Genomic DNA, 13,665 nt, shown 5'->3' with positions numbered 1-13,665 from the left:
CTATGCTAATTTCGATTTGACGGGAACATGCGTTTTTAAGCTGAAAGCAAGGGGGCGAGAGGATGGGATTCGCTGAGGATCAACAATCATTTTTACGCTATTGCCAAGTCGAACGAAGACTGTCGCCTCATACGAAACGCTCTTACGAACAAACACTCGAACAGTACGCCGCTTATTGCCAATCGACACATCAAGAGCCATTTGATGTGCAGTCGGCGCGGCGTTATTTATATGTCCTTTACGAGAATGAAGCGGCGACGACGACCGTTTCCCAAAAAATCTCCTGCCTCAAACAGTTCGGGAAATTTGTGGCTCGAGAAACCGGTAGTGAACCGCTGTTTCATGACTTGACGTCGCCGAAACGTCGCAAGACGCTGCCGACGTTTGCCGTACCGAGCGAGGTCGAACACCTGCTCATGACGGCAAACGGCCAAGACGACCCGTTCCTGCGGGCACGTGATGTCGCGCTTGTCGAAGTGTTGTACGGGACCGGGATGCGTGTCGCCGAACTTTGTGGCATGGACATATCGTCATATGATGCGGCGCTCTCATTCGTTCATGTCATCGGGAAAGGCAAGAAAGAACGTTACATCCCGCTCGGGCAATTTGCCGTCGAAGCGTTGGAGCATTACCTTGAGTTAAGGCAAAACTGCGCTGCGGCACACGAAACGGCATTATTCGTTAGTCAAAAAGGGAATCGAGTGACAACAGACCAAATTCGTTACGTGATGAAGCGACTCCGGAAACTCGGCGGACTTCAAAAACCGTTAACACCGCATTCGTTACGTCATAGTTTTGCGACCGACCTGCTCGAACGCGGGGCCGATTTACGTGCCGTCCAAGAGTTGCTCGGACATGAGTCACTATCGACGACCGGTCGTTACACACACGTATCGACTGAACGCCTGCGAGCGGTCTATCAAGCCACACATCCGAGAAAGTAGGGGGTCATTCTATGTTTCATGCAACAACTATTTTCGCAGTCCGGCACGACGGAAAATGTGCGATGAGCGGAGATGGGCAAGTCACGTTTGGCAACGCCGTCATCATGAAAAACAAGGCTAAAAAAGTGAGACGGTTATACGGCGGGAAAGTCGTGGCCGGTTTTGCCGGTAGCGTGGCCGATGCGTTCACGTTATTTGAAAAGTTTGAATCAAAACTCGAGATGTATAACGGGAACTTACCGCGAGCGGCAGTCGAACTCGCCAAAGAGTGGCGCGGCGACAAGATGCTTCGTCAGCTCGAGGCGCTTCTCATCGTCATGGATGCGGAACATCTCTTACTCGTGTCCGGGAGCGGCGAAGTGATCGAACCGGACGATGGCATCCTTGCGATCGGTTCAGGTGGGAATTATGCGCTAGCAGCGGGACGCGCTCTCGTACGTCACTCACCGGAGAAAACAGCCGAACAGATTGCTCGCGCCGCCCTAGAGATTGCCGGTGAATTATGCGTCTATACGAACGACCAAGTTATCGTAGAAACGATCGGAGGCGATACAGAATGAAACGTGAATTGACACCACGTCAAATCGTAGCTGAGTTAGACCGGTTCGTCATCGGACAAAAAGATGCCAAACGTGCGGTCGCGATTGCACTGCGCAACCGTTACCGTCGTCAGAAGCTAAGTGCTGACTTACGCGACGAAGTCACCCCAAAGAACATTTTAATGATCGGTCCGACCGGTGTCGGGAAGACGGAGATCGCGAGACGTCTTGCCAAGCTCGTCGGTGCCCCGTTCGTGAAAGTCGAAGCGACAAAATTCACCGAAGTCGGATACGTCGGACGGGACGTCGAATCGATGGTCCGAGACCTTGTTGAAGACTCGGTGCGCCTCGTGAAGGAAGAAAAGAAAGAAGACGTGAAGGAACCAGCGGAAGCCGCTGCGACCGAACGTATTCTTGATGCACTGCAAGGTAAGGCTAAAGTTGAGCCGACAGCCGCAAACCCGTTCGAAGCGCTGTTTGGCGGTCAAGGACAGAAGACGCAAGAACCGACGGACGATCAATCGACTGATCGGTCTCAATTACGTAAGTTGCTTGAACTCGGCGAACTCGAAGAGCGATTGATCGAAGTCAACCTTGAAGAGAAACAGACAGTTGATTTGTTTCAAGGACAAGGGATGGAAGGCTTATCGAATCTTCAAGACATGCTCGGCCAAATCGTCCCGAAAAAGCGGAAGAAGCGGAAGCTCCCGGTTCGAGAGGCTCGCCCGCTCATCGTTGCCGAAGAGGCGGAAAGTTTGCTCGACATGAATGAAGTACATGACGAGGCGGTACGACGCAGCGAACAGATGGGCATCATCTTCGTCGATGAGATCGATAAAATTGCGACGAAGTCACAAGACCATGCTGGCGTCTCTCGTGAAGGTGTGCAGCGAGACATCTTGCCGATTGTCGAAGGCTCGACCGTCGTCACAAAATATGGTCCCGTCAAAACGGATCACGTGTTATTCATCGCGGCAGGTGCTTTCCATATGGCGAAGCCGTCAGATCTGATTCCTGAACTGCAAGGTCGTTTCCCGATCCGTGTCGAGTTGAGTAGCTTGACCGAGGAAGATTTCGTCAAAATTCTGACGGAGCCGTCACAAGCGCTCATCAAGCAGTACAAGGCCCTTCTCGAGTCAGAGGAGATCAGCGTCGAATTTACCCACTCGGCCATCGAAGAGATCGCGAAGATCGCAACGCACGTCAACCGAGAAACTGATGATATCGGAGCGCGCCGTCTCTATACGATCATGGAGCGCGTGCTCGAGGACTTATCGTTTGAGGCGGCCGACATGCCACAAACACACGTCGAGATCACACCGGCGTATGTGAAAGAAAAAGTCGGCTCGATCGCGGAAGATCGAGACCTTAGTCAATTTATTTTATAAGAATTCTGTATGCACATACAGGGAGGAAAATTAGAATTATGAACTTACTAGATAAAACACGTCAATTGAACACGATGCTTCAGCAAGAGGCGAGCGCGCACGTCGACTTTAAAGAGATGGCAGATAAGATGCGTGAAGTACTCGAAGCGAACACGTTCATCGTGAGCCGTCGCGGTCGCTTGCTCGGTTTCGCCATTAAACAACAGATTGAGAACGAGCGGATGAAGGCGTTCCTAGTCGATCGTCAGTTCCCTGAACCGTACGCATCGAACTTGTTCAACGTGAAAGAGACGACGGAAAATATCGGCATCGATAGCGAGTATACGGCGTTCCCGGTCGAGAACCGTGAGCTGTTCCTTGATTCAATGACGACGATCGTCCCGATCATCGGTGGCGGGGAACGACTCGGTACACTCGTTCTCGGCAGACTGAACAACGAGTTCACTGAAGACGACCTCGTCCTCGCAGAATATAGCGCGACAGTCGTCGGAATGGAGATCCTCCGTGAGAAAGCAGCGGAAGCAGAGGCGTCGGCGCGCAAGAAAGCCGTTGTCCAAATGGCGATCAATTCGTTGTCTTATTCAGAGCTTGAAGCGATCGAGCATATATTTGAAGAACTTGGGGGTAATGAAGGCCTGTTAGTTGCTTCCAAAATTGCCGATAGAGTGGGAATTACTCGCTCTGTGATCGTCAACGCGTTGCGTAAGCTTGAAAGCGCTGGCGTCATCGAATCACGTTCGCTCGGAATGAAAGGAACGTATATCAAGATATTAAATGATAACTTCTTGTTTGAATTGCAGAAGCTGAAATCAAATTAAAATCGAGCGAATATCCGTTAGATTATAGCTAAAAGTCCTATCAATTAGGACTTTAGTTGCAAAAAGGCGTCCCTTTGTGAAAAGGGGCGTCTTTTTTTAGTGCAAAAGTAATTATTTTCAGAATATGTCGTGAATTCGACAAAAACAGACGATACCATTTACCTGTTTTAATAAAAATATCTTTCAGAACTGTTACAGATTTGTTTCAATGAAGTAGTAGAATTTCCAAATAAGGTATATACATGCATTCTTTTAAGTGAAAGTGAGTGAGACGCATGAATTGGATCGGCACAGATTATCAATTAATGAAGCAAGCAATCAATCATTCGGTCACGAACCAAAAAGTGATCAGTCATAACTTGTCGAACATCGACACGCCGAACTTTAAAGCGAAACAGGCTGTGTTCGAACAGACGTTAAGCAACGAGATGCGCCTAAAGTTAGCCGGTGGCCGTCCGAGTGACCGCGGTAGTGCAACGAAAATCGTTGACCGGGCCGGAGGGGCGATGCGAAGTGACGGGAACAGTGTCGATCTCGATTATGAGATGAGTGAACTGGCCCGTAACCAACTACAGTATGAGGCGATGATGGAACAATTGAATCGTCGACTCGGTGGACTTAAAACCGTTATTAGAGGAGGACGTTAATTATGGGTATGTTCGATAGTTTTCACATATCCGCGTCGGCACTCATGTCTCAACGCCTTCGGATGGATACGGTATCGGCGAACATCGCGAACGCCCAGACGACTCGAGGCAAACTTGTCGATGGGGAATGGCAGCCGTATACACGGAAAATGACGGTGCTCCAAGAAGCGCCGTTTCGTCAACAGCTGTCGGCGGTGAGCGGAGGCGTCAAAGTTTCAGGCATCGTCGAAGACGAAAGTCCTTACAAACTCACATATGACCCGAGTCACCCGGATGCGGATGAACGGGGATATGTTCAGATGCCAAACGTCGACCTGTTAAAAGAAATGGTTGATTTGACAGGTGCGACAAGGTCATATGAAGCGAACATTGCAGCGATGAATGCGTCAAAAGCGATGCTCGTCAAAGCGCTCGAAATCGGTAAAGGATAAGGAGTGACAGACTATGCAAATTAACCCGATTCAATTAATCGGTAACCAGACCGCGGCTCTGCCGACAGTGAAAGAGACACCGTCTCAGTTTGGATCATATTTGAATGAAGCGATGCAGTCGCTCAATAAAGTTCAACAGGCAACGAGTACGGCGCGTCAAGACCTCGCCGTCGGGAAAGCCGATCTTCACCAAGTCATGATCCAAAGCGAAGAGTCGTCGATTGCGATGCAACTCGCCATTGAGGTGCGAAATAAAGCGGTTGAGGCCTATCAAGAAATGATGCGAATGCAAGTTTAATGAAGAGGATGACGAGTTGCGATGAATGATAAGTTAAAAGAACAATTCAGCTCACTGGCCGGCCCACTGAAGGCGATGCAAACAAAACGTAAAATCATTTGGGGCATCGTCATCGTCGGCATACTTGTCGTCGCGGTGCTCTTGACGGTTTGGCTCTCGCGCCCGAACATGGCTCCTCTCTACACGAACCTCTCGGCCCAAGAGGCTGGAGAAGTGACAGAAAAGCTGACGGCTGATGGGGTGAAGTCAGAAATCAAAGCGACATCGAACGGTGTCAGCGTCTACGTGCCGAGCGAGCAAGTCGACCAATTGAAAGTTAACTTGGCAGCCGCCGGGATTCCAAAGTCAGGAGCGATCGATTACAGCTTCTTCAGTGAGAACGCCGGATTTGGAACGACGGATCGAGAAATGGCAGTCATCGAACGAAGCGCGATGCAAACCGAACTCGAACGTTTGATTACACAAATTGAAGGCATCAACCAAGCAAAAGTTATTATCTCGCTTCCGGAGAAATCGGTGTTCTTGGCCGAAGACCAAGGGGAGCCGACGGCTTCGATCGTCCTAAATTTAGGAGCAGGTACGAATCTTGAGCCGGCGACGGTCAAAGGACTTTATCATTTGATCAGTAAGAGTGTCCCGAACTTAAAACCGGAGAACATCTCGATCATGGACCAATATTTCACGTATTACGATTTGGATCAATCGACGATGGCCGGTGGGACTTCGACCGACCCGTTAGCACTGAAGCGTCAAGTCGAGAAAGACGTACGTCAACAGATTCAACAAATGCTCTCGGTCTTACTCGGAGAACGTAGCGTGCTCGTCTCGGTCACGGCCGACATCGACACGACCCAATCGGCAGAAGAGCAAAACCTGGTAACCCCGGTCAACGAGGATACGATGGAAGGGATTGTGACGTCTGCTGAACGGATCGCTGAAGCGTACACAGGTGGTACGGGAGCAGCGGCGGCGGCAGGGACCGGCGAGAACGATACCGTCAACTTCCCGGCTGCCACGGGAACCGGGGAAGAAGAAAGCGAAAAGAACCATGAAATCATCAACTATGAGGTCAATCGCATTACGAAACAAATTCAGAACGCACCCTACACGATCCGTGACCTCGGTGTTCAATTGATCGTCGAGCCGCCAGACGGCGCTCAAGCGATCGACCCGCAACTTGAGGGCGACCTTGAGACGATGATGTATTCAATCATCCGGACGTCGCTCGCTAAAACGGGCGAGGCGTTGACGGAAGCGGAACTCGAACAGAAAGTCGTCGTCGTGTCACGACCGTTCGCTGAAACGGAAGAAACGGCAGTGGCAGAACAGCCGACAGCGTGGTGGATGTATGCAGCCGCAGCTGGTGTCGTCGTCTTGCTCGCACTTCTATTCTTCGCCATGCGAAGACGGAATCAGCAACCGGTTTCGGAAACGAATGAATGGGAAGTACCGTATGAAGACGAAGTACCCGATCTCGACTTGGAAGAGCGAGGCGAAGGTGCCGTCAAGAAGAAACAGTTGGAGAAATTGGCAGAGAGTAATCCAGAAGAGTTCGCCAAGCTTCTTCGTACTTGGATGTCTGAGGAGTGAGTACTGTGAACTACGCAAAACAACCGAACCGAGAAAAAGCGGCCATGCTCATGATCTCGCTTGGACCTGAAGTGGCGGCAAGTGTATATAAACACCTGTCCGAAGAAGAGATGGAGCAGTTGACGCTACAAATATCGGCACTCCGAAAAGTGTCGTCTGAACAAAAGGAAGCCATTTTAGGAGAATTTCATGACCTGGCGATGGCACAGAGTTATATCACCCAAGGTGGCATCGGGTTTGCGAAAACGGTTTTAGAGAAAGCGGTCGGAGAAGAGAAGGCGATGGCGTTGATTCATCGTCTCACTTCAACGCTGCAAGTCCGACCGTTTGAATTTGCCCGAAAAGCCGATCCGAAGCAGTTGCTCAACTTTATTCAAAACGAGCACCCGCAGACGATCGCCTTAATCTTGGCTCATCTTGAACCGGTCAAGTCCGGGCAAATCTTGTCGGAACTTCCGCCAGAGATTCAGTCGGAGGTCGCGAAACGAATCGCGACGATGGATCGCCTCAACCCGGACGTCATTCATGAGATCGAACAGATCCTTGAAAAGAACTTATCGCAAACCGATATGCAAGATTACGCCCAATCCGGTGGGATCGAGGCAGTCGTCGAAGTGCTTAACGGTGTCGACCGGACGACGGAGCGGACGATTCTTGACGCGCTCGAGATCGAAGACCCGGAACTCGCGGAAGAAATCAAAAAGCGGATGTTCGTCTTCGAAGATATCGTCACGCTCGACTCGCGTGCGATTCAACGGATTATTCGCGAAGTCGCCAACGACGACCTTCTGCTCGCGCTCAAAGTATCTTCCGAAGAGGTCAAACAGATCATCTTCAAAAACATGTCGCAACGAATGGTCGATACGTTCAAGGAAGATATGGAGTTCATGGGACCGGTCAGACTGCGTGACGTCGAAGAAGCACAAAGCCGCATCGTCGGAATCATCCGCCGCCTAGAAGATGTCGGAGAGATCGTGATTAGCCGTGGTGGAGGAGATGACATCGTTGTCTAACGTAATCAAACGTCAACGAGCGATGCCGCTCGAACCACAACGAATTGATTCGCGGCCATTCCTTGAACCGATTTCAGAGGTTATGGTCGAACGTAATCATGAACAAGAGTTAGAAGCAAGGTACGCTTCCCTCCGCCAAGAGGAAGAAGCGATCAAGCTACACCGTGAAGCAGTGGAACATGAGCTTGAACTGTTACGAGAACAAACGCTTGAGGCTGCTTATCAGGAGGGGTACGGGTCAGGTTTTGACCTAGGACGTCAAGAAGGAAAGTCAGAGTTCGATGAGCTGACGGCCCGATTGAACATGGTCAGCGCCGAACTTGAGAACTTGTTCGAACAGAAATGGCGAGATGCCGAAACGAAGTTAGTTGATTTGGCCGTCGAGATCAGTGCACGTGTCACGACCGATCTCGTCCGAAACGAGGAGGCGTTGTTCGCCGACATGATCCGCGAACAACTGCTTCGCCAGATCGATGCCGAAGCGTTGACCGTCTTCGTCCACCCGACGCGACTAGCGTCAATCCAACGTTTCGAGTCGATGTGGCAATCCGAACAGATGCCGCCGTTGAAATATCGGGCCGATGTCTCGTTGACAGAGACGAGCGTGCGGATCGAGACGCCACATCATGGCAACGAGCTCGACGTATCGTACAGTTTTGAACGAATCCGTTCCAAGATTGAGGAGGTTCTATCCGATGGCGCTTATTGACCGCGTATTCGACACAATCACCGCTGCTCCAGAAGATGAGTATGTGCGTAAAGTCGGTCGTGTCTGTCGCGTCGTCGGGCTGATGATCGAATCGAACGGTCCGAGCGCGTTTATCGGTGAGCGCTGCCTGATCGAGTTACCGTCCGGCCAAACGGTTGAAACCGAGGTCGTCGGCTTCAATGAAGAGCGCGTCTTGCTCATGCCTTACGGAGAAACGACACAGATCGCCCCAGGTTGTATCGTCAAAGGGACGGGGCACATGCTCCAAGTACCGGTCGGGTTCGAACTGATCGGTCAAGTCCTTGACGGGCTCGGGCGCCCTTTATCGGGTGAAGCGATGCCGACTGGGAAACGCTACGATGTTCTTCGAAAACCGCCGAACCCGTTAGAACGTCCACGCATTTTAGACGTTTTGTCGACCGGGGTCCGGATCATCGACGGGTTATTGACGGTCGGGAAAGGCCAACGTGTCGGTTTGTTTGCGGGATCAGGCGTCGGGAAATCGACATTGCTTGGCATGATCGCTAAACGCTCATCGGCAGATATAAACGTGATCGCATTGATCGGCGAACGGGGACGAGAAGTAAAAGAGTTCATCGAAAAAGAACTTGGTCCTGAAGGCATGGCTCGATCGGTCGTCATCGTAGCGACGAGCGATCAACCCCCGCTCGTGCGTTTGAAGGGCGCTTACACGGCGACGGCGATCGCCGAGTACTTCCGGGACCAAGGCAAAGAGGTCGTCCTTATGATGGACTCAGTGACCCGATTCGCGATGGCCCAACGAGAGATCGGGCTAGCGACCGGAGAACCACCGACATCGAAAGGATATACGCCTTCCGTGTTCGCGATGCTTCCGCAACTGCTAGAGCGGAGCGGGACGTCCGTCACCGGTTCGATCACGGCGTTTTATACCGTCCTCGTTGACGGGGACGATATGAACGAACCAATCGCGGATGCCGTCCGTGGGATTTTAGACGGTCACTTCGTGATGGACCGTTCGCTCGCCAACCGAGGGCAGTTTCCGGCGATCCATGTCTTAAAATCGATCAGTCGGGTCATGAACCAGATTGCTTCACCTGTACATCGCGATGCCGCGCAGACGTTTCGGAGTTGGCTCGCCACTTATCTAGACGCGGAAGACTTGATTAACATCGGAGCCTATAAAAAGGGCACGAATCCTGCGATCGATACAGCAATCGATGAATATCCGGGACTGCTCACATTTTTAAAACAGTCGATTGAAGAAGAGGCATCGATCGAGCAGACGCTCGATCGTCTTGTCGGAATTGCGAGAGGTGAATCATGAACAAGCTGTTGTTAGAACGCATCATGCCGATTGCCGAGCATGCAAAAGAAGAATCGGCGACAGAGATGAGAGGTCATAAGGCGCGATTCGAAGCCGAGATGGAGACGCTGTATCGATTAGTCGTGACGTATGAGACGCTCATGAAGAGTCAAGATGAACAATCTGGTGTGATTGATCTGCTCATGTTCCAATATCGTGAAAAGGCGAGGGAACAGTTAAAGCGTCAAATTGAGACGCAACAACTCGTCGTGCAACAGTCGCGGAACCGTTACAATCTGGCTCAAGAGCGTTTGCTCGGAAAAGTTGTCGAAGAGAAAAAATATGTAACGTTGCATGAGAAGGTCAGCCAAAATGAAGTGGCCGTCTCTAAACTCACCGAACAACATTTTATCGATGAGTTGGCAGTGATTCATCACGGGAAAGGGAAGTAAGCTGATGGAAAAAGAGAACAATAAGCGAGGTAGACAGCTCTTGGTCGCTCTTGTCCTCGTCCCGGCAATCTTTTTACTCGTCGGCGGAATCGTCGTCATGAACTATGCGATGGACCGGCCGCTATTATCGGTGCCGTTTATAGAAACGCGCGAACAGGCAGACAAAGATGAGGCAGTTGAAACAAAAGTCAATGTCACCGGCATTGACGCGGACACGACGAATCGATTAAAAGTCGCGAACGCTGAGATTGAAAAACTTCGCACGGAAAACGTCGAATTGACGAATGAAGTGAAAGCGAGACAAGAAGAAGTATCGGACTTGATCAAAGAGCGGGACCGACTCGTGTCTGAACTCGGAGCCACTACGGAAGCGGAAGTGGAGGAAGACACGTCGAACGTGTCTCGCGTCTATGAAGAAATGTCCGCCAAACAAGCTGCCGCGATCATGAACGAACTCGACAGCCCGCAAGTAGCGACGATCTTAAAAGAACTGTCGCCGAAACAACAGGCCGACATATTGGGACGGATGGATGCACAACAGGCTGCCGTCGTCACGCAATTGCTCCAATGAAACGGGAAAGGAGGAAGAGATGATGAATATCGCCTTATTTGCTCAAGCGGTCCAAGGAACGACAGCGAAAGGCGGGGAGACAGGATCTACCCCGACCGGACAGTTTTTAGACCTGCTTTCATCCATGCTCGGCGCCTCGACGGAAGCGTTGGCTGAGTTGGAAGCTGCGCCGACGACACTCGCACCGAATGCGCCAATTGTGACAGATAGCGCCCTTCCGCTCGAGAACTTGTCGAGCCAGCTTGAACAGTGGTTACAACAACCCGATAGCTTAGAGTGGTTAAAGTCTTTGCCACAAGACGCCTATCGTAAGTTCATGGACGCCTATATCGGCATCATCGCCCAAGCAGGTGCAGGCACAGGAACAATCGAGGAAACGGTCTCGTCAGACGTCGTAACCACGTTAGCTGCCGCCCAAACGATTTTACCGGGCGCGATGATGTTAGGAAAGACGGAACGCGAGGCGTTGGCCGGAAAACAAAACCAGCCAACCGTAAACGAGAACGTCCAAGTTATCCAGCAAATCGTTTCGCAATTTAAAGGGAGTTTAACCCAGACTTCAAAACATATTCCCCTCCCTTATCAAAATGAAACGCCGGCGAATGTATTACCGCAAGCTGGAAAAGAAAGCGTCGACTGGTTGCCGAAAGGCATGACGTGGTCACGACCACAGATCGACTCGGAAACGGTCATGTACGCGTCTAAAGGGTCGCTTCCGGAGAACCTCCAAGCCCGGATCGAGGCTGCTCTTCAAAGAGCACCGTTCCGAAGCGGGGCCGATGGGTCGAAAGTGTTCACCGTTCGCCTATATCCGGAACAACTAGGTGAACTCGTCGTCAAACTCGAGCGCCATAACGGTGAACTCGTCGTCAAGCTGTTCGCGAGCAACCAAGAAGCAAAACAGTTGCTCCAGTCACAAATGCAACAACTGCAACAGACGCTCCAACCGTTATCGCAGCATATCCGGGTTGAAGTGAGTTTGACGCAACAAGCGCTCGAAGCGAAATCATCGACGTTTAGCGAGTCAGACCAACCTGAACCAGAACAACAGGAACAACCGAAAGGGGAACCCGACGATGACGACCATCCAACCGAAGACGAATGATTATACGTTACCCGATCAATCGCTGCCTAAAGCGAAGAACCAATACGATAAGGACATGTTCTTAAAGTTATTGATGGCCCAGCTCGCGAACCAAGATCCGATGTCACCAATGGAAGATCGCGAGTTCATCTCACAAATGGCTCAATTTTCATCGCTCGAACAAATGCAGACAATTTCAAAGCAACTTGATTCAGTACTCGTCGATCGCCACATGTCTTCAATCTCCGAGTTCAGCAATATGATCGGCAAGACGGTCGACCATAAAACGGAGACTGAAACGGAGACGATCAAAGGATCGGGACGTGTCGTCTCGATTTCAAGAACGGATGAGTCAGGGTACATGGCCGATCTCGAAGACGGCAGCTCGGTAAGCGTCTACAATATTACGTCCATCAAACAAGCATAAGGGGGATTCATCATGTTAAGAGCAATGTACTCAGGAATCAGTGGATTAAAGAACTTCCAGTCAAAGCTTGATGTCGTCGGTAACAACATCGCCAACGTCAACACGTTCGGGTATAAAAAAGGCCGCGTCACGTTCAAAGACCTCGTCAGCCAGCAAGTCGGTAGTGCGACAGCAGCCAATGCAGTCAGTGGGGGCGTCAACCCGAAAGAAGTCGGACTCGGGGGCACGATGGCGACGGTCGACAACGTCTATAACCAAGGCGCGATGCAAAACTCAGGTCGGGCGCTCGACGTCGGGATCTCTGGTGAAGGTTTCTTCGCAGTAAACGTTAACGGCCAAGCGCAGTACACACGGGCCGGTAACTTTTATACAGATAATGCCGGCGATATTGTCAATGGTGATGGGGCTTACGTCCTTAGCACAGCGGATGCTAAAATTACTGTCCCTGCCGGAGCGAAGTCACTATCGATTGGAAAAGATGGACAAGTCAGTTACGTCAATGCTGAGGGAACTTCAGTGAACTTAGGGCAAATTCAAGTCGTCACGTTCGCCAACAACGCCGGTCTATCAAAAGTCGGAGCGAACAACTATATTCAATCGCAAAACTCAGGGATTCCAAACCCGGGAATTCCAGGTCAAGATGGACGTGGCGAACTCGTCTCGGGCGCACTCGAGATGTCGAACGTCGACTTGTCTGAAGAGTTCACCGAAATGATTATCGCGCAACGTGGATTCCAAGCGAACACACGGATCATCACAACGTCAGACGAGATTTTACAAGAACTCGTCAACTTGAAACGCTGATGATACGCGTCACGACATTGCGGGGTGAGGAATTTGTCTTGAACGCCTTGTTTATCGAGACGGTCAAGGCTGAACCTGACACGATCATTCATTTGTATAACGGCAAAACTTATATCGTCACAGAGACGAAAGATCAAATCATCGATCGGACGACGGCATTTTACGGCTCGATCGGGTTGATGGGAACGACAGTCACAAGAGGTGAAGAAGATGAGTGAAGAAAAACAAAAAGGAGGCGCCATGAAAATGGTGCTCATCCTGCTCGTCGTCCTGCTCGTCATGGGGGGCGCTGGGTTTATGACTTATAAATACGTATTCGGCGACAACGTGACGGCTAAAACGAAACCTGTGACGGCAGAAGAACTCGCCGAGCGCAGCTTCACGACCGAGGATATGACGACGAACATTCAAGACGAACGGTTCATCAACGTCCAATTCACGATTGTGACCGATGCGCCTGAGACGAAAGAAGATCTTGAACTTCGTAAGTTCCAAGTCCATAACGTCATCCTCGGTGATTTGGCTGGGATGACGAAGGCACAGCTCACGACGAAGGAAGATATGCAGAAGTTCGAGCAATCCCTTCGCGAGCAATTAAACGGACTGCTGGAAAAAGGTGAGGTCCAGCGCGTCTATATGACGAAGAAAATTATACAGTGAGGTGG

Annotated in this window: 18 protein-coding genes; all 18 read left to right on the top strand. The window is 50.9% G+C overall.

The window, feature by feature from the left end:
* Window positions 1–62: 62 nt before the first annotated feature.
* Complete coding sequence (locus BJU60_RS03540; RefSeq protein ID WP_070327502.1) at window positions 63–944, top strand: tyrosine-type recombinase/integrase; 882 nt, start codon at window positions 63–65, stop codon at window positions 942–944.
* 11 nt (window positions 945–955) lie between these two features.
* Window positions 956–1,504 (top strand): ATP-dependent protease subunit HslV, encoded by a 549-nt coding sequence (gene hslV / locus BJU60_RS03535; RefSeq protein WP_070327501.1) that lies wholly within the window; start codon window positions 956–958, stop codon window positions 1,502–1,504.
* A complete protein-coding gene (gene hslU, locus BJU60_RS03530) occupies window positions 1,501–2,871 on the top strand; it encodes an ATP-dependent protease ATPase subunit HslU (protein ID WP_070327500.1) in 1,371 nt (456 codons plus the stop codon). The genes hslV and hslU overlap by 4 nt, the downstream gene beginning before the upstream one ends.
* 38 nt (window positions 2,872–2,909) lie before the next feature.
* On the top strand, window positions 2,910–3,689 hold the full coding sequence (gene codY / locus BJU60_RS03525) for a GTP-sensing pleiotropic transcriptional regulator CodY (protein ID WP_016508279.1): 780 nt from the start codon (window positions 2,910–2,912) through the stop codon (window positions 3,687–3,689).
* Between the two features lie 275 nt (window positions 3,690–3,964).
* Window positions 3,965–4,336, top strand: coding sequence for a flagellar basal body rod protein FlgB (gene flgB / locus BJU60_RS03520; RefSeq protein WP_070327499.1), 372 nt, complete (start codon window positions 3,965–3,967; stop codon window positions 4,334–4,336).
* 2 nt (window positions 4,337–4,338) lie between these two features.
* Entirely contained in the window at window positions 4,339–4,767 is a 429-nt protein-coding gene (flgC, locus tag BJU60_RS03515) for a flagellar basal body rod protein FlgC (protein WP_070327498.1), read from the top strand.
* 13 nt (window positions 4,768–4,780) lie between these two features.
* On the top strand, window positions 4,781–5,065 hold the full coding sequence (gene fliE, locus BJU60_RS03510; protein WP_070327497.1) for a flagellar hook-basal body complex protein FliE: 285 nt from the start codon (window positions 4,781–4,783) through the stop codon (window positions 5,063–5,065).
* Window positions 5,066–5,086: 21 nt separating this feature from the next.
* Window positions 5,087–6,655 carry a flagellar basal-body MS-ring/collar protein FliF gene (fliF, locus tag BJU60_RS03505; protein WP_070327496.1) on the top strand — a complete coding sequence of 523 codons (1,569 nt, stop codon included), beginning with the start codon at window positions 5,087–5,089 and terminating at the stop codon, window positions 6,653–6,655.
* Window positions 6,656–6,660: 5 nt separating this feature from the next.
* The gene (gene fliG / locus BJU60_RS03500) at window positions 6,661–7,668 is read left to right on the top strand and encodes a flagellar motor switch protein FliG (protein ID WP_083273965.1); all 1,008 of its coding nucleotides are present in this window, start codon (window positions 6,661–6,663) and stop codon (window positions 7,666–7,668) included.
* Window positions 7,652–8,377 (top strand): FliH/SctL family protein, encoded by a 726-nt coding sequence (locus BJU60_RS03495; protein WP_254281630.1) that lies wholly within the window; start codon window positions 7,652–7,654, stop codon window positions 8,375–8,377. Before fliG ends, BJU60_RS03495 begins: the two co-directional genes overlap by 17 nt.
* Window positions 8,364–9,683 (top strand): flagellar protein export ATPase FliI, encoded by a 1,320-nt coding sequence (gene fliI / locus BJU60_RS03490; protein ID WP_070327495.1) that lies wholly within the window; start codon window positions 8,364–8,366, stop codon window positions 9,681–9,683. Before BJU60_RS03495 ends, fliI begins: the two co-directional genes overlap by 14 nt.
* Entirely contained in the window at window positions 9,680–10,114 is a 435-nt protein-coding gene (locus BJU60_RS03485) for a flagellar FliJ family protein (protein WP_016508248.1), read from the top strand. Before fliI ends, BJU60_RS03485 begins: the two co-directional genes overlap by 4 nt.
* A 4-nt stretch (window positions 10,115–10,118) precedes the next feature.
* Complete coding sequence (locus BJU60_RS03480; RefSeq protein WP_070327494.1) at window positions 10,119–10,685, top strand: MotE family protein; 567 nt, start codon at window positions 10,119–10,121, stop codon at window positions 10,683–10,685.
* Between the two features lie 22 nt (window positions 10,686–10,707).
* A complete protein-coding gene (locus BJU60_RS03475; protein WP_236633393.1) occupies window positions 10,708–11,790 on the top strand; it encodes a flagellar hook-length control protein FliK in 1,083 nt (360 codons plus the stop codon).
* The gene (locus BJU60_RS03470) at window positions 11,762–12,196 is read left to right on the top strand and encodes a flagellar hook capping FlgD N-terminal domain-containing protein (protein ID WP_070327492.1); all 435 of its coding nucleotides are present in this window, start codon (window positions 11,762–11,764) and stop codon (window positions 12,194–12,196) included. Before BJU60_RS03475 ends, BJU60_RS03470 begins: the two co-directional genes overlap by 29 nt.
* 12 nt (window positions 12,197–12,208) lie before the next feature.
* On the top strand, window positions 12,209–13,000 hold the full coding sequence (gene flgG / locus BJU60_RS03465; protein WP_070327491.1) for a flagellar basal body rod protein FlgG: 792 nt from the start codon (window positions 12,209–12,211) through the stop codon (window positions 12,998–13,000).
* Complete coding sequence (locus BJU60_RS03460; RefSeq protein ID WP_016508262.1) at window positions 13,000–13,218, top strand: flagellar FlbD family protein; 219 nt, start codon at window positions 13,000–13,002, stop codon at window positions 13,216–13,218. Before flgG ends, BJU60_RS03460 begins: the two co-directional genes overlap by 1 nt.
* Window positions 13,211–13,660 carry a flagellar basal body-associated FliL family protein gene (locus tag BJU60_RS03455; protein WP_070327490.1) on the top strand — a complete coding sequence of 150 codons (450 nt, stop codon included), beginning with the start codon at window positions 13,211–13,213 and terminating at the stop codon, window positions 13,658–13,660. Before BJU60_RS03460 ends, BJU60_RS03455 begins: the two co-directional genes overlap by 8 nt.
* Window positions 13,661–13,665 lie beyond the last annotated feature (5 nt).

The sequence above is a fragment of the Exiguobacterium aurantiacum genome (genome assembly GCF_001766415.1).
In the GTDB taxonomy this organism is placed as follows: Bacteria; Bacillota; Bacilli; order Exiguobacteriales; family Exiguobacteriaceae; genus Exiguobacterium; species Exiguobacterium aurantiacum_A.
Note: the sequence above shows the minus strand (reverse complement) of the source record. Positions and strands in the feature narration are given on the sequence as shown.

What these genes read in the sequence shown, in the direction of transcription:
- flgC (WP_070327498.1), top strand. Translation starts at nt 4,339, where the DNA reads ATGGGTATGTTCGATAGTTTTCACATATCCGCGTCGGCACTCATGTCT.
- BJU60_RS03475 (WP_236633393.1), top strand. Translation starts at nt 10,708, where the DNA reads ATGAATATCGCCTTATTTGCTCAAGCGGTCCAAGGAACGACAGCGAAA.
- BJU60_RS03540 (WP_070327502.1), top strand. Translation starts at nt 63, where the DNA reads ATGGGATTCGCTGAGGATCAACAATCATTTTTACGCTATTGCCAAGTC.
- BJU60_RS03460 (WP_016508262.1), top strand. Translation starts at nt 13,000, where the DNA reads ATGATACGCGTCACGACATTGCGGGGTGAGGAATTTGTCTTGAACGCC.
- fliI (WP_070327495.1), top strand. Translation starts at nt 8,364, where the DNA reads ATGGCGCTTATTGACCGCGTATTCGACACAATCACCGCTGCTCCAGAA.
- codY (WP_016508279.1), top strand. Translation starts at nt 2,910, where the DNA reads ATGAACTTACTAGATAAAACACGTCAATTGAACACGATGCTTCAGCAA.
- hslU (WP_070327500.1), top strand. Translation starts at nt 1,501, where the DNA reads ATGAAACGTGAATTGACACCACGTCAAATCGTAGCTGAGTTAGACCGG.
- fliF (WP_070327496.1), top strand. Translation starts at nt 5,087, where the DNA reads ATGAATGATAAGTTAAAAGAACAATTCAGCTCACTGGCCGGCCCACTG.
- BJU60_RS03470 (WP_070327492.1), top strand. Translation starts at nt 11,762, where the DNA reads ATGACGACCATCCAACCGAAGACGAATGATTATACGTTACCCGATCAA.
- BJU60_RS03455 (WP_070327490.1), top strand. Translation starts at nt 13,211, where the DNA reads ATGAGTGAAGAAAAACAAAAAGGAGGCGCCATGAAAATGGTGCTCATC.
- flgG (WP_070327491.1), top strand. Translation starts at nt 12,209, where the DNA reads ATGTTAAGAGCAATGTACTCAGGAATCAGTGGATTAAAGAACTTCCAG.
- hslV (WP_070327501.1), top strand. Translation starts at nt 956, where the DNA reads ATGTTTCATGCAACAACTATTTTCGCAGTCCGGCACGACGGAAAATGT.
- flgB (WP_070327499.1), top strand. Translation starts at nt 3,965, where the DNA reads ATGAATTGGATCGGCACAGATTATCAATTAATGAAGCAAGCAATCAAT.
- BJU60_RS03480 (WP_070327494.1), top strand. Translation starts at nt 10,119, where the DNA reads ATGGAAAAAGAGAACAATAAGCGAGGTAGACAGCTCTTGGTCGCTCTT.
- BJU60_RS03485 (WP_016508248.1), top strand. Translation starts at nt 9,680, where the DNA reads ATGAACAAGCTGTTGTTAGAACGCATCATGCCGATTGCCGAGCATGCA.
- fliE (WP_070327497.1), top strand. Translation starts at nt 4,781, where the DNA reads ATGCAAATTAACCCGATTCAATTAATCGGTAACCAGACCGCGGCTCTG.
- BJU60_RS03495 (WP_254281630.1), top strand. Translation starts at nt 7,652, where the DNA reads ATGACATCGTTGTCTAACGTAATCAAACGTCAACGAGCGATGCCGCTC.